The organism is Sphingobacterium sp. NPDC055431 (assembly GCF_053644255.1).
In genome coordinates this window covers 14,139-29,034 of sequence record NZ_JBSHLH010000024.1, presented here as the reverse complement: position 1 = coordinate 29,034, position 14,896 = coordinate 14,139, and the positions used below count along the sequence as shown (strand labels likewise).

At 40.5% G+C, this 14,896-nt stretch carries 12 protein-coding genes; 3 read left to right on the top strand and 9 right to left on the bottom strand.

Going from position 1 to position 14,896, the window contains the following annotated elements:
- Positions 1-47 precede the first annotated feature (47 nt).
- The 3 genes from ACWIB3_RS16735 to ACWIB3_RS16725 form a co-directional block, all read right to left on the bottom strand.
- Positions 48-1,505: a SusD/RagB family nutrient-binding outer membrane lipoprotein gene (locus tag ACWIB3_RS16735; protein WP_185212676.1), complete on the bottom strand. Its 1,458-nt coding sequence runs from the start codon at positions 1,503-1,505 to the stop codon at positions 48-50.
- A gap of 11 nt (positions 1,506-1,516) precedes the next feature.
- The gene (locus tag ACWIB3_RS16730) at positions 1,517-4,780 is read right to left on the bottom strand and encodes a SusC/RagA family TonB-linked outer membrane protein (RefSeq protein ID WP_237235595.1); all 3,264 of its coding nucleotides are present in this window, start codon (positions 4,778-4,780) and stop codon (positions 1,517-1,519) included.
- A 461-nt stretch (positions 4,781-5,241) separates the two neighbouring features.
- Complete coding sequence (locus ACWIB3_RS16725; RefSeq protein WP_185212675.1) at positions 5,242-6,033, bottom strand: 2OG-Fe(II) oxygenase; 792 nt, start codon at positions 6,031-6,033, stop codon at positions 5,242-5,244.
- A 331-nt stretch (positions 6,034-6,364) separates the two neighbouring features.
- On the opposite strand from ACWIB3_RS16725, the gene ACWIB3_RS16720 reads away from it, so the two are divergent.
- Positions 6,365-6,583 carry a hypothetical protein gene (locus tag ACWIB3_RS16720; protein WP_185212674.1) on the top strand — a complete coding sequence of 73 codons (219 nt, stop codon included), beginning with the start codon at positions 6,365-6,367 and terminating at the stop codon, positions 6,581-6,583.
- 60 nt (positions 6,584-6,643) lie between these two features.
- On the opposite strand, the gene ACWIB3_RS16715 is transcribed toward ACWIB3_RS16720, so the two are convergent.
- Positions 6,644-6,901, bottom strand: coding sequence for a hypothetical protein (locus ACWIB3_RS16715; RefSeq protein WP_185212673.1), 258 nt, complete (start codon positions 6,899-6,901; stop codon positions 6,644-6,646).
- A 173-nt stretch (positions 6,902-7,074) separates the two neighbouring features.
- On the bottom strand, positions 7,075-7,686 hold the full coding sequence (locus ACWIB3_RS16710; RefSeq protein WP_185212672.1) for a hypothetical protein: 612 nt from the start codon (positions 7,684-7,686) through the stop codon (positions 7,075-7,077).
- Positions 7,687-7,857: 171 nt separating this feature from the next.
- On the opposite strand from ACWIB3_RS16710, the gene ACWIB3_RS16705 reads away from it, so the two are divergent.
- Together ACWIB3_RS16705 and ACWIB3_RS16700 are read left to right on the top strand one after the other, a co-directional pair.
- Positions 7,858-8,880, top strand: a complete 1,023-nt coding sequence (locus tag ACWIB3_RS16705; protein ID WP_185212671.1) for a nucleoside hydrolase — start codon at positions 7,858-7,860, stop codon at positions 8,878-8,880.
- 836 nt (positions 8,881-9,716) lie between these two features.
- The gene (locus ACWIB3_RS16700; RefSeq protein WP_454292180.1) at positions 9,717-10,121 is read left to right on the top strand and encodes a hypothetical protein; all 405 of its coding nucleotides are present in this window, start codon (positions 9,717-9,719) and stop codon (positions 10,119-10,121) included.
- A gap of 66 nt (positions 10,122-10,187) precedes the next feature.
- On the opposite strand, the gene ACWIB3_RS16695 is transcribed toward ACWIB3_RS16700, so the two are convergent.
- The 4 genes from ACWIB3_RS16695 to ACWIB3_RS16680 form a co-directional block, all read right to left on the bottom strand.
- Positions 10,188-10,943, bottom strand: a complete 756-nt coding sequence (locus ACWIB3_RS16695; RefSeq protein ID WP_185212669.1) for a LytR/AlgR family response regulator transcription factor — start codon at positions 10,941-10,943, stop codon at positions 10,188-10,190.
- Complete coding sequence (locus tag ACWIB3_RS16690; RefSeq protein WP_185212668.1) at positions 10,940-11,971, bottom strand: sensor histidine kinase; 1,032 nt, start codon at positions 11,969-11,971, stop codon at positions 10,940-10,942. Before ACWIB3_RS16690 ends, ACWIB3_RS16695 begins: the two co-directional genes overlap by 4 nt.
- Before the next feature lie 7 nt (positions 11,972-11,978).
- A complete protein-coding gene (locus ACWIB3_RS16685; RefSeq protein WP_185212667.1) occupies positions 11,979-12,593 on the bottom strand; it encodes a tetratricopeptide repeat protein in 615 nt (204 codons plus the stop codon).
- A gap of 92 nt (positions 12,594-12,685) precedes the next feature.
- On the bottom strand, positions 12,686-14,830 hold the full coding sequence (locus tag ACWIB3_RS16680) for a TonB-dependent receptor (RefSeq protein ID WP_454292179.1): 2,145 nt from the start codon (positions 14,828-14,830) through the stop codon (positions 12,686-12,688).
- Positions 14,831-14,896 lie beyond the last annotated feature (66 nt).

Here is a 14,896-nt window from a genome sequence, read left to right as displayed (position 1 = left end):
GCTGCCTTTCAGGGGCAGCCTCTCTTTTTTAGCTTATGTGCTTCATGTTATTTTTCCCACCATACTTTGGTATGGAAGGTATCACCGCCCATTTGCTGGACAGCTTTTGCATAGTTGTCCGGATTAAATCTTCGGACTTCATTTTTATACATAAAGCGAGTTGGCATGACAGCATCATGCAACATAAATTCTGTTTTTGGCAGTTTTGGGAATCCAGTTCTGCGGTATTCAAACCATTGTTGATAATCGACCATAAACAGGGAAAGGTATTTTTGGAGCATAATCCTTTCGAGCGTACCATTGAAAGCTGCAGCTGGATTGTCGAAATAATTCGCTGGCATCACACCACCATATTGTTCGATAGAAGCTTTCACCCCTTTTTCATAGGCTGCTTTCGCCTCTGCGGTCAACCCCAAGGCATTATAGGTTTCTGCTTTGATGAATTCTACTTCGGCATAGGTCATGATCAATTCCTTGATCGGGGTGCCAACCACTTCCGGATACATCAAATCCCCATTTGGTGTACTTGGGCTATAGCTGATGCCTGAAAGATCGCCAGAGTGACCGGCAGGGATACCTTTATATCCGATAGGGACAATTTTACCGTCAACCAATTCCGTTGCTTGGGTCATGATAAACGGTCTTCTAGGATCTTCTAAGCTGTTCAAGTTATCAACAAAGAAAGAAGCCATCGCAGTAAAGTTTACATAATCTTGGCGTCTACCCCATGCATAGTCGTAAGGTGAAAGACCGGTGATACTCAAAATCGCTGCATCATCATTGGAAGTGAAGATCGGGTATTTTTCAGGATCATCTAAAATGGTCTTGATCTTCGCATATACATTCGAACGTTTTGAGGTTCTTAAGATATAGCGCAATAACATGGAGTTGTTGAATTTACGCCACTTATCTTTTTTGTTATTGTACAACAGGTCGTTCCCATTCATTTCTGAAGGGTCGGTATACTGTAGATTGGCTTTTTCTAGGGCAGCAATCATGTCCGTGTAGATCTTTTCCTGTGTGTCAAAAACAGGTTGGTCCACACCATCTTCCGCTTTCATGGCCTCAGAAAGAGGGACATCACCAAAACTATCGGTCAGGATGCCTGCTATATAGGCTTTCAATGTAGTTGCAACTGCCTCGTATACCGGAAGCTTGGTGTTGCCATTGATAGCTGCACTTTCCATTTCACGGATATTCCTAAGGTACCTGTAGCAATTGTTCCAAGTTCCATCACCAGATTGTTCCGTAAAATAATAGCGGTGGATACCATTGGCAGCGCTGGGATTTGCAAGGCCATCCTGCATGATTTCCCAAGTGAAGTCATTGCTTCGAACGGTAAAATAAGTGGCCATTCCATATACTGTTGGAGTTACCAAGGTGCCGGGAGCAACAAATTCCAATTTATTGGGATTATTGTTGGTCTCGTCAAAGTCTTTCGTACATCCTGTCAATCCTGCAGAAAGAACAAGAGCGATAAGGATATTTTTATAGTTGATTTTCATTGTTTTTCAGCTTAGAAGTTTACTTTCAAATTCATTCCAAAGGTTCTTGTACTTGGCATTTGGCCCATCTCTACACCAGGCATAATGGTGGCACCATTTAATGCTGCGGTTTCTGGATCGTACATTGGGAAGTCGGTGATCATGAAAAGATCACGTCCAAAGAATGCGATGGAAGCATTGTTCATTTTCCATTTTGAAACCAAAGATTTTGGCAAGGCATATTCAAACCTCACTTCACGAAGCTTTAGGTAAGAAGCATCGAAGCTATTGGTTTCTACGTTTGCTCTCCTGTAGTAATCACCATAGTAAGTGTTGATCGCTACTTCTTTGGTATTGGGACTGAAAGAACCATCTGCATTTTGGATTACCCCATCACCTACGATCTTTCCGGTTTCACGCCCACGAAGGGTGTGCTCCAACTTACCTTGTTCAGACATTTTGTGGTGTGTCTGTGAATAAACGATACCACCATACTGCCCATCGATCAATGCACTTAAGGTAAAGTTCTTGTATCTGAATTCATTGTGGAATCCACCTCTCCAATCGGCATAGGCGTTTCCAATTTTCACTTTATCAGCAGGGCGAACCGGCAAGCCTGTTTTTGCGTCATAGATTACCTGACCTTGATCGTTGCGTACCAATCCGTAACCCCAAAGGTCACCTGTAGAACCACCGACTGTCGCGATGATTTCCGCTGCACCCGATCCGCTCGATGCAATGACTTGTTGTGGTGTTTCCACACCTTCACTTAACTCTAGGATCTCATTGTTGTTCTTTGCCCAGTTTGCCGTAACGTTCCATTGGAAGTTTTCGTTTCTCACTGGCGTTCCGGTCAAGCTGACTTCCCAGCCTTTGTTCTGGATCAGACCTCCGTTGATAACTTCAGAGCTGAAGCCTGTAGTGACGTCACGCGGAACAATGAGGATTTGGTTTCTGGAGCGGTTGAAATAATAGTTAACATCGGCAGTCAAGCGATTGTTAAAGAAGGCAACATTCACCCCCGCTTCTGTAGAGGTTGAAATCTCTGGTTTAAGGTCTGCATTATGCAAAAGGGAAGGAGCTTCTGCAGAACCAGGGAAAATGGAATTGTTGAAATACTTGATCGTCTGGTAAGGATCGGCATCATTACCAACCTGGGCCCAAGATAGGCGAAGTTTGGCAAAGGAGATCTGACTTGGCATTTCCATCATCTCGCTCAGTACAAAACTACTGCTCACCGATGGGTAGAAGTAAGAACGGCTGCTGTTTGGCAGGGTAGATGACCAGTCATTTCTAGCGGTCACATCGACAAAGATCATGTCTCGCCAGCCTAGGTTTACCATTCCGAACACACTCTGGATCTCTTTCTGCGTCGCTGTATTTTCAGCAACAGGAGTCGTCAAGGCATTCGCTAATTTGTACACCCCGGGGGAAGTCAATCCTCTGGCCACACCTATATCTTCCTTGATGTCACGTTTCATGATGTTACCACCAAGGGATGCACGGATATTGAAATCTTCATTGATCTGATCATTATATGAAAGCAATGCATCGGTATTGGATTCCATGTAGAACAGATCCTGTTGTTTATAATATCCTTTCGGGAAGTTGGCGGTATCCCATGGACGACGCTGTTCCCTGATATCCGAACGCATGGAAAGACCCGAACGGAGCATGATTTCCCATTTAGGGTTGAAGGTATAAACCCCCTGTAACATACCATCGATTCCATGGCTCTTTAAGCTATTTGTCATTTCATAGGCAATGACAAATGGATTTTCTATATAGGAGCTGAATGGATGGATCTGTTCGATATCCTCTCTGTCCTTTTTCCACATCGGTCTGTACCAGTCTAGGCTGATGCTAGGATTTTGGAAAATCATGAAATAGCCAATGGATTGGTTGTTATAACCTGTTCCTGGAAGGTTATCACTGCCTTTGTTTGTATAATTGGCTTTCATGTTGATCTTCAATTTATCACTTAGTTTTGCAGCTGAATTGATAGAGGCCACCAATCTCTCAAAACCGGTATTAGGCATGATCCATGAGTTTTTGGTATGGGTCAATGAAGCTCTTGTGGTGAAGTTTTCATTTCCGCCATCGAATGAAACACTGTTCATGTAGGTTTCTCCGACGTTGAAGAAATCTTTTACACCGCCTTTATATGGAACCCATGGCGTTCTGCTGGTGCCGCCCATTTCGGTGCTTGGGTCATATTGAAAATATTCCTGACCGTCGAATTTTGGTCCGAAGGCACTGGAGGTTGATCCCGTGTTCTTTCCGTCTTCTGTCAATCCGTATGAATAGTATTGTTCACCTGCAGCATTACGCTCCAAGTTTCCTTGTCCATATTCATATTGGAATGCAGGCCATTTCAGGACTGATTGGAAGCTGGTATTGGAGTTAATGGAAATACCGATTCCTTTTTTGCTATTTCTTCCTGATTTGGTGGTGATGATCAATGCCCCGTTACCGGCACGGCTACCGTACAATGCGGTAGCGGCAGCACCCTTCAATACCGAGATGGATTCAATGTCATCGGGGTTGATATCGCCCAGGCCATTTCCAAAGTCGATAGGAATATCTTTATCTGCACCACTGGAGCCTGCGCCGTAAGCATCTGTTACACCCGAACTGAAGCGTCCAGTCACCATCGGTATACCATCCACCACGATCAGCGCTTCGTTTTTGCCCGGATCTAAGGAACGGTCCCCTCTTAAATTAATTCTTGCAGTATTTAAAGGGCCTGAACTCGCTTGTGTGATGTTCAATCCGGCAACCTTTCCTTTCATTGCGTCTACCCAGTTGCTTGGGGTAGCTTCGGTCATTTGCTCAGCAGTTACCTTACTGACTGCATAACCCAAGGATTTTTCCTCTCTCTTTATCCCTAAAGCAGTTACTACCACTTCTTGGATGGATTCATCAGAAGGAGTCATGTTGATTCGAACTGATTTTGAATCGCTGTTCCATTGTTGGCTATGCGTCTGGAAACCTAAGCTTTGGAAGCTGACCGGTTTTCCTGCATCCACCTGAATGGAAAATTCTCCATTTTGATTACTGGTTCCTATTGCTTTCCCATCAGCAATAATGGTTACACCACTGATCGCTGTATTGCTGCTCTGATCGTAGATGATACCTGAAACTGAAATTTTCTGTTGTTTGTTCCATTCAGCTGTTGTTGCTGTTGAATGGAAGGAATAGGACATTGCTGGTGAAAAACCAAGTCCGAGTAGGAGTAAGAAAGTACATGAGGTTCGTTTAGAACTTCGATGAAAAGGAGTAAATACTTTTTTCATATTTTTTTCGATGTTAGATGTCGAGGAATCATGGGTTCTTCCTCGGATGGTCAAAATTAATTAGGCTATGTTAACGTAATGTTACGCCATGGTTAACAATTAATAAATCAATAACTGTGAAAAATGTTTCTTATTCCAATTCATTTAATTTTTAGGGGTATTGGGGAAGTAGTTTTACGCTGATATAAAATAAATGTTAAAGGGAATTGCTGTTTATTTGAATGCCGGGAGCAATAACGGACAATAAAATGAAGGCTATTTTACTGTTTATCGCCTGTTAAGCGAAAGGAGATATACATGCTGTTTTTGATGGGACTATCAAAGACAGCAATTGTTGGACAAGAATGATTGGTTCTCGCTAAGGGATGTGTCTTTTAGAAAATGCAATAGGGAAAATAAAGAGGGGAGGTTCAAAACAACGGAGCTGATCAGGATAGGACTTGATCAGCTCCATTGTTTAATTACAATAATCGCGCTACTATCTTATTATAGATTCTTTTTAGAATCGGTTTTTTCCTTTTAGATTCATCATAATTATCCCAAGCCATAGAGTCTTCGCTTGAATTTTTTCTTTTGACGAAGATTGAATTGTGGCCATCTTTGAAAGCGACAGCTTCAGCCTCAGGTCTTCCATAAGAATAAAAATATAAAGCCAATGATTTCCGGCTCATGTGCTCAGGGCAATTCAAAGGATTTGGTAGGCCATGGTAAGATACAGAAGTGGTAGAAAACATGGCAATGGAATTGAAATTCGGAGCAAACTTATCCACACAACCGTTCATCTCTTCATCCCAAAGTTCAAAATGACCCCCATATTCATCTTTCCAATCTTTATTTAAGTAAACAATTAAGTTTACACGACGGTCAAGACCATTGATAGGGTGCTTATTGAAATCGGCATGTACCTTTAACAAACCACCACGCTTGGTTTCATGAAGTCCCGCTCCAGAGAAATAAGGGTCTCCAAATAGGGTTTCATCAATACTGGTTACTTCCTTAACAAAATTCAAAAAAGGTTCTGAATTCAAGAAATGCATCAACAGTTTGGTTTTGGGACCAAAAAGTTCTTCTCCGTTTCCTGCTAATTTTTTCTGTAATGGATCATTATAGACAATATTGTTGCCTTTGGAAAGGTCTGGGAATTCTTCTAATACCTCAGTTAAAAAATCTGGATTGAAGAAATTGTCAAATGAAATAGAAGGGAATGGGTTAGCATTCTTGTACTTGGCCTTATGCTTCCTAGCATAATCCATAAGATCTTGATTGTGGGAATTAAGATAAGGATTCATCGTAGTAATTGTAATAAAGGCGGTTAGCCAATTAAGTTAATAATGATTTGATAATGTAAAGTTCGATAATATTATTTCTTCCGATTGTGATATAGCTATACTAAACTTAGAAATGTCGATTTTTTACTACATCGGGCGCAGGATAAAATTAACCGAAGTTTAAATTTTGTCGGAAATCGTGAAATAGTTGACTTTTGGCTATAGTTGCCTATCGTTTAGGTAGTTTATTTTAAATAAAAACATTTGTTGTCACAAACTGTTATTACACAAATTATAAACTTTTAAAACATCAAATATGAAAGGAAATTGGATCATTAAGTTTCGTCCAATGGCAGTTTTAATGCTGTTGTTTGTGTCTCTTCAAACTTGGGCACAGGACAAAGGGTTAGATATCAATGTGGATATCGACAAAGGAGATGAAGGTATGTTTTCAAAGCCTTGGGTATGGGTAGTTGGAGGGGCTGTCTTTATTTTGCTATTGGTTGCCTTGTTGAGAGGTGGCGGAAAGAAATAAGCATAAACGGTAATAGACAAAGGCCTCCAAAGTTGGGGGCCTTTGTTTTTATGAATTAACTTATAAACAGTTCGTGATTTCCCATCCGAAAGATGAATTTACTTTTCTAGTCCTTTCCGTTGGGTTTTGTTCCATTGCATTTTCATGCTGTGATTGGTTGGTCCGTTCACCTATAGCCTGAAAATAGATCAAGGTTTTGGACCCCATGCGTTCTAGGCTGCTCTGAAAGTTAAAGGATTGTGCCTGCGATGCCGTCAAAAGAAATGAACCCATCAAAATAAAAACATTCAATCCTTTTCTGTGATTTATTTTTCTCATTGTATTTCTCCTCCATTGTACTCGCTAAACCAAAGATGAAGGAAAGATCCACGCCTATCAAATAAAGGGTTTGTGGAATTATATATAATGAGGAGAAATAGCGTTGAATTGCTGTTTAAATTATATAAATTGAATAGAAAGGGAAGCCAGAAGGCCGTTTGATGGCTTTTTTATTATAATGCTGTAACCGATACGATCCTGACTCCATTGAAAGGAACGTCTTCATAAGGTTTTAATTTTATCCCTACCAAGGAGATTATTCCCTTATTGTCCGTTTCAAAGATGGCTTCGCTATCTTTGGTTGGAACCAACCAGGTGTCTTTTGCTTTTTGATAGATTTGGTCGATGGTCATCGCAAGATCCTTGGGGTCATATTTTCCTAAATTATTTTGATCCTCTTCCCAATCCATATTGGCAATAAAATCGGCTGTAAGCATCTCCTCGATTCGTGCATTGTCCATGTTGGTAGAAATCAACGCTTCTCGTATATTTTCTTTGGTCCAGCCTGACTCTGGCCGTTGGACCGCAAATAGATCCATTTTATATCCGCTCCTTTTCGTTAATATTCCATTTTCTACCGTTAGAGTGATCCTAGAGGGGGGTGAGGAAAAAAATCGATAAGTTTCAATGACATAAGTATAGCTGTTATTGCTTTCAGACTTGAAGGTTTCCCATTTTTTTAGACTCTTTTTATAGGCTGATTCGTGGTCAATGGACAAGGAATTATCTTTGCTGCAGGAAAAGAATAGCAACATCATGGAAATTAAGGTGAGTAGGTTTTTCATAATTACGTGTTTATTGGTCCGAGGATAATCTCGTTTTTAAGAAACGACTATTATTTTCATTCCGCTACGTTATTTGTTAAAATGTTTTGAATCTGTATTTTGTGATAATTTCATTAACTTAAATGAGCAAATGCTTATGAAAATCTGAATTGTCCTTCTAAAACCTATACCATGAGAATTACAACTATCTTTAATTTAAAAACATTCCTTATCTCCTTCTTGTTCATTTTTATTGCACAATATACTGTGCTTTCCAAACCATTTCCAACAGATTCTGCTAAAGTTAAGATCATATTTGACACGGATATGGGGCCGGATTATGATGATATCGGAGCCATTGCACTGTTACATGCTTTTGCCAATCAAGGCAAGGTAGAAATTTTGGCTACGGTTTCTTCCGATGGCCATAAGGACATTCCCGGGACCATCGAGGTATACAACAGATATTTTAAACGTGGGGATATCCCCGTTGGACAGACTTATAGCCCCTTGGCTCCCAATTTTACGGCGGCAAACAATTGGAATGAACAGATCATCAAAAAGTTCGCTCCAGAGCTCTTGACTAAGAAGTATGAACCTTCAGTTTCGATTTATAGAAAGGTATTGGCAGAACAGCCGGATAATAGCGTCACGATAGTCACCGTTGGGTTTATGACGAATATCAGTGATCTTTTGCAGTCAAAAGCAGATAAATATTCAAATCTAAATGGAATGGAGTTGGTGAAGAAAAAAGTGAAGAATTGGGTGGCGATGGCAGGTGGCTTTCCGCAAGGCAAGGAGTTTAATGTCCACAAGGATGCTGAATCTGGGGTTTATGCCTTCGAGCATTTTCCAAAACCAATCTTGTTCTCAGGGTTTGAAATAGGGGACAAGATCAAAACGGGAGGCCTAATAGCAGGAAAAAAGCTGGAAAGCAGTCCTGTTTCTGTTGGTTATCAGATCAATTTAGCGAGCTATGCCAAGGAAGAGGTAAAGGCAAGGAGTTCATGGGATCAGACAGCTGTGCTTATTGCTGCTGAAAATCCTGAAAAGTACTTTTATTTAAGTGGACCTGGGACGATGAAGACTGAAAAGGATGGGGCAAATTATTGGGAACCATCGGTAGAAGGGAAGCACAAATTCATAATCCATAAATATCCGTATAAGAAGTTGGAGGAAGCTATCGATGAATTGATGTTGGAACAACCAAAATAAGCTTTGGCAAAACTATCCCCAATCCCATCATTTTGGGTGATTTTATGCTGAAAGCTGTGATAGTGAATTCAGCAAATTGGACTCTAGAGTATTGATCGAAGACTAATCTGAAGATCAAGCACCAGGCGATGGATTAATCTGAGAATCGGTCTGACAATAAATAGATAATAGAAAGTTTGATTGTAAGGATTTAACGAGCGCTAGTGTGAAAACTCATTAATCTCTTTCGCGTAATACATAAGAGGATTTATGGCATTGATTGCACGAATACCTCTTGACCGGCAAGAAAAACAAAAATGACTTGACCCACCACGGTCTACGAACTCGAGAGTAGAGATATGCTTCTCCACAATGAGGACATAAAGGGTGAGATTGACTCATAGCAGTCGTTTTTAAACTAATAATTTTCATACAATAGTTTCAAATAGTTTTGTGAATTAATTAATTAAACATCATCCCAGAAAAGAATGGTTTAGGGTCTAGTACTCAAATAAACGGCCAAACCTTGTTTTTATTTTGTCTTCTATAGGGAGATAAAAATAACATGTATCGACATGTGGGGTTAAACTCTTTGAATGCTAGTGGTTTAACCTGTCGAAAGTTACTTCTTTGATATTAATACCCTGTTAAGAAATCTGTAATGTTAAATTAATTGTTTTTTGTTAAAATAAGTTTGGTTACAGAAAGTGTGTGGCGGAATAGTATTGAAAAACAAATGTTTAGCCAACTATTCCTAGCAATTGCAAATAGTTTTGTGTGATTTTGATAATACTTTTTAAAAATAACAAAAAACAATGAAATTTGTTCTGTTAACAATTAAAATAGATTAAAGATATATGAGAAAAATCCTAATAGTCCTTGTCATGTTGTTTTTAGGGCAGCAATCTGGCTTTTCGCAAGAAAAGAGCAGGAAAGCAGATGGTTGGATTTTTGGTCCTTCCATCGGTTACCAATATCAGAGCGGTAACTTCTTGAAAGCGTCAGCTTGGGGGTTATTTGCGCCGAACCAATCTCAGTACATCAAGTTTGATGCTGGTGCCAACTTTACTTGGATGATGGATCAGTCTACTGTAATCCCTGAATTTGGCGTAACATATTACCTCAATAACGTTGCTGTTTGGCCATTCATCAAGGGGGAAATTACCCCGTATACCGCTACGGCTAAGGCAGGGATCAGCGTTTTTTCTATTCTAGAACTTTCAGCTGGCTATGGATTTGATATCAATACCAAAAAATTTTAAGCCAATCGATGGGTTTACCTTTGGCGTTGGCCTTAATATTCCCTTGAAATTCCACCTGTACTAAGGTTATTCCAACCATTCTTTAAAGTCGCTGACTCTTTCTCGGCTTACGATAAGTTCCTGTGAAGGGCAGTTGTTCAGTTGTACCCGCAGTCGGGAACTCGAATGGACCGATATGCTCTGAATGGAATTGATGTTCACGATGTTTCCTCTGCTTATCCGGAAGAATTTATCAGGGTCCAAAACTGTTTCGATCTGTTCCAATGTTTGGTCCAATAGATATTGGCTGTTATTGTCGCAATAGGCGTATGTGCCCTTGTTTTCTGAAAAGAAACATTCGATTTCTTCAATGGGGATCAATTTGATGTTATTGCCTACCTTGATGCTAAACCTTGTCTTATATTGATTTTTATCGGGACTGATCAGCTTTTTTATTTGCTGTAAATCGATGCTGGGCTGCTGATTCCTTAATCGTTCAAACTTACCAATTGCAATTTCAAGTTCTTCCTCGGCAATCGGTTTCAAGAGATAGTCGACGCTGTTCAACTTAAACGCGCGGATAGCAAATTCATCATAGGCAGTAGTAAAGATAATGGCGCTATTGATTTCCAATCCATCAAAAATCTCAAAAGACAAGCCATCAGATAATTGGATATCCAGAAAGATGAGGTCTGGAGCCTGATTTTCCATAAACCATTTTCTTGCCCGTTCAACCGAGTGCAGCATCTCGATGGCCTGTATCCCTATGCTGTTCAATTTCCTGGATAATAGCCTGGCTGCAGGTTTTTCGTCTTCAATAATTAGGGTTCGGTAATCTTTCATGAAACTAGGATTGGCAATTTAACGGTGAATTTCTCTTCGGATTTGATGATTTGGATATCCTTCTTGCTTGTCAGGAGATATCGCTCCCTGATGTTTTTGAGTCCAACCTTGGTAGAGGAGCTTTTGTTTTCTTTTTCTTGAAGATTGTTCTCTACAACCAGTAAATCGCCTTCCTGAAAGATTTTAATCTTCAATGGATTTTGTTCAGTGGCCTTATTGTGCTGTATACAGTTTTCTAACAGGAGCTGTAAGGCAAGGGGGATTGTAAACTCGTTTTCCTGAAGGTTTTGCACTTCCATTTTGTATTCTATGGCATCTTCAAAACGGATTTGAAGTAGGGAAATATAGTTGTTTGCAAATTCCAGTTCCTGCTTGATGCTAACATATTCCTTGTCCTTATGCTCAAGGATATAGCGATAGATCTTGGAGAGCGATTTGGTGTATGCAATAGCGTTCTTTTGATCTTCCTCGATCAAGCCGATCAGCACGTTCAGGCTGTTGAAAAGAAAGTGGGGGTCAATTTGGTTTTTTAACGATTCGAGTTGAGCCGTTGCTTCCCCAGCGATCTTTTTCTGTTGTGCAATCTGTTTGTTCTTGGATTGTTTGAAATAGTAGAAGGCATAGAATCCTAATCCAATCAGGATGGATATTATGGTCAAAGGAATGTAGGCAAACCAGTTTTCATCGGATACAAACTCACTGAAAGTTTTATTCAGCATCAGTTTTGATATCAGCATGTTGATGATGAAAATAACGATTGGCGCTTGGATGCAGGTAAGGATGATGAAACCGAAAACCCGATTGAAAACTTTGGTTTTGTCCGGAACAAAAAGATTCAAAACACGGTCTGAAGAACTTCCGGAAAGGAATAGGCAGATGCCATAAGCCAGGCCAGCAATGGATTCTGGAGCTTTGATAAAAGACATTTCTAAGCTCCCGGTATGGAACAGTACATAGATGGCAATGCTGCTGTAGATCGCCAAACTGATGATTACTGCCAAGATGATGGATCTTAGAAATGGCTTCATTTAGTGTTTATTTACATTCTTTTAGGAGTGCCTCTGCTCTTTCTTTTCCCCATGAAGGATAGAAGGCAGGCTCAGTTTTTTTAGTGTCAAATAAAGGTAATGCTTTTTGAATACTTTCACATTCCTCCTTGGTGTCGCCGCCCATAAATTTCTTTGATTGCATGCTGAATTCAGCTAATCCAATGATAGCACGTGGATTATTAGGATCCATCTTGATTGCAGTTTCATAATCAGCCATGATAGAAGGGCTCAAGATAGCGGCTTTGCTCATAGGGTCGGTAATCATATCGGAGGTGGTAGCCAATGCCCTTACAACCAACCATTCTGAATTGAGGTCTTTCTCGTCTTTCGGAATTAATTCACCGATTTTCTTTAATGCATTAGCCTTTTCCGTCTCATCTTGCAGATGAAAAGAGCTTGTCACCAAGGTCAGTGCCTGGTAGTATTTTGGAATCCAGTTGTCTTTTTCTACTTGTGCTATTCTCTCAAATTGAGCGCTTGCTTCCTTTACCTTGCCATCTTTCCATGCCTGAAGGGCTTCACCCATTGCTTTTTCATAATTGCCTTGTGCAAATACGGAAAAACTAATTAATGTCAATAAAGTGCAGATTAAAGTTTTCATGTCGTGTATATTTTAGTTTATATAAAAATCAGTTTTTTGAGGTTTCTCATAAAATCCAATGGGATGAACTGTTGAATTCACTGGATGAACGGTTATAATTGATCCAATTGGTTGTCTTTTTTGTTCTTGCTGATGGTCCAAAAGAAGCCTACAAATGCAAATCTTTTGGCGGTTGGAATCATGGCACGCCCTTCGAACTGTCCTGTAGCGTTGCGAGATGGGCTATACTCATAACCATAGATGGGATTGTTTCCCAAGATATTGGTGATAGAGAAAAAAAGGATTTTTTGCTGGGTCAATAGAAATGACCAACTGAAAGATAGGTCATTTTGAGCTTTGGTCATCGATTGCATAAATCCGCTTAGGTTGGGATTGTTATATGGTCTTCCTGAAATGTAGGTATTTGTCAGGCCAACCTGGGATCGCCAGCTGGATATCCAATATTTACCAACGATGGAGAAGTAATGCTTGGCCAAATAACTCGGCTGCACGGCATATTCGTAGTTTCTTTCGAGTTTCTTGGGGTCGGTATAGGAGTAAGATATCCAATATTGAAGGTTCGGGATGGTATTGCTATCCTTCCAGAAAAAGTCGATTCCCTTTACTTTTCCGTAGCCATTGTTGGCAAAGGTTGAGTTGTATTGCGGAATTAAGCTGTTATAGGTAATTAGGTCGTGATAGTTTTTTAGGAAGCCTTCTAAGCGCAGCATCTGCCCTTTTTGATTGAAGGTGTAGTTAAAAATATAATGTTCTGCTGATTGCCATTTCAGGTCTGTGTCGAACTTGAAAATGTCCGGATTAGGATCCTGATGATATTTGCCATAGGAGAGAGAAAGCATGTGGTTTGTTGATGGAATATAAGCCAATGCTGCCCTTGGCTCCAGAAAACGCTGGTTTTTGAAGTTGTCTACATATCTCAAGCCAAGGTCTAAGGTCATTTTTGAAAACAGCCTATATTGTCCTTCCGTGAATATAGCTGCAGTAGACCGATTGAATCCGTAAGAAAAGGGATTGTCTTCATTTTGCTGGAACTTTTCATCGACCGCATTGTAAAAATGTTCTGCTCCAAACATGAAATTCCATCGATTCGCATTCTTCTTGAACAAGGCCTTAGCATGGCTCCCTTTTTCCTTTGTTGGTATGGTGAATTCATGGAAATGCAAGCTGCGGTCTAGATAGCTTATCCCTAAACCTGTTTCCAATTTCCAGTTTGAAGGCAGATAATACACTAAATTGCTGTTCAGATAATAGTTGTTGGACTTGATCGCAGTTTTGATATCCTGGGAATATTGAACGCTATAATCCGTAAAACTGAAGTCTTCAGCAGCAAATGATGCATAGAGATTAAAAAAATGATGTTTGCCCTTGTTTCTGAAGATGGCCTCTCCAGAAGCCTGCTCATAAGGTTTATGCCAAGTAATGTTCTGGTTGATTAAGCTGTTATATGGCTTGAGATTGGTATAACTGGCATTTAGGCTCAGGGAACTGTTTCCCCATTTCTGCGAATTGCTCAGCCCTAGACCCACTGTAGAAAAGGAAAGTTCAGTTTTAGGCTCTTCAATAACCTGGGGGCTTGTCAGATTCAGTATTCCTGAAAGAGCATTTCCAAACTCCGCACCATAACCTCCTGTGGAGAAGTTGGTCCCTTTGAAAAGGAAAGGGGAGAAGCGGCCACGAACCGGAACGCCATTGGCTGATGCGGTGTAGGGCTGGCCGACCAGTATGCCATTGATGTAAGTCTGGGTCTCACTAGGATCGCCACCCCGAACCATTAGCCTGCCGTTTTCCCCTGCAATCTGAGCTCCCGGTAATTTTCCTAAGGCCGCCACTATATTTCCCATGCTCCCCGCTGTCGTTACGATATCCAACGGTGAAAGAACTGCGCCGTTCTGGTTCCCAACGCTCAACTGACCTGCCCTGACCGTCACTGCCTCGATCTGATTGTCCTCGGCAGCCATGCTGACTTCGATAAAAAGACTGTCTACAATCTCAATTTCAAGAGATTTGCCTATGTAACCAACCGAACTGAATTGCAAAACTTGTTTTCCTGTTGTTTCAGTCTTGAAGGAAAATCCACCAAGGGAGTCTGTTGAGGCTCCGTCATAACTGCCGACTATAAAAACATTTACATTAGAAATAGGCTTTCTTTTCGTGTTAATTACTTTTCCGCTAATGATTTGTGCCTTTGAACTCGTGGAAATAAGGATGAACAGGGCTAGGGCTATTAATGGTTTCATGAGCAGTTTTTATTTCAATTTTAAGCCTATTCAAACAAATGGAAAACAATAAATAGCTGAACGGTT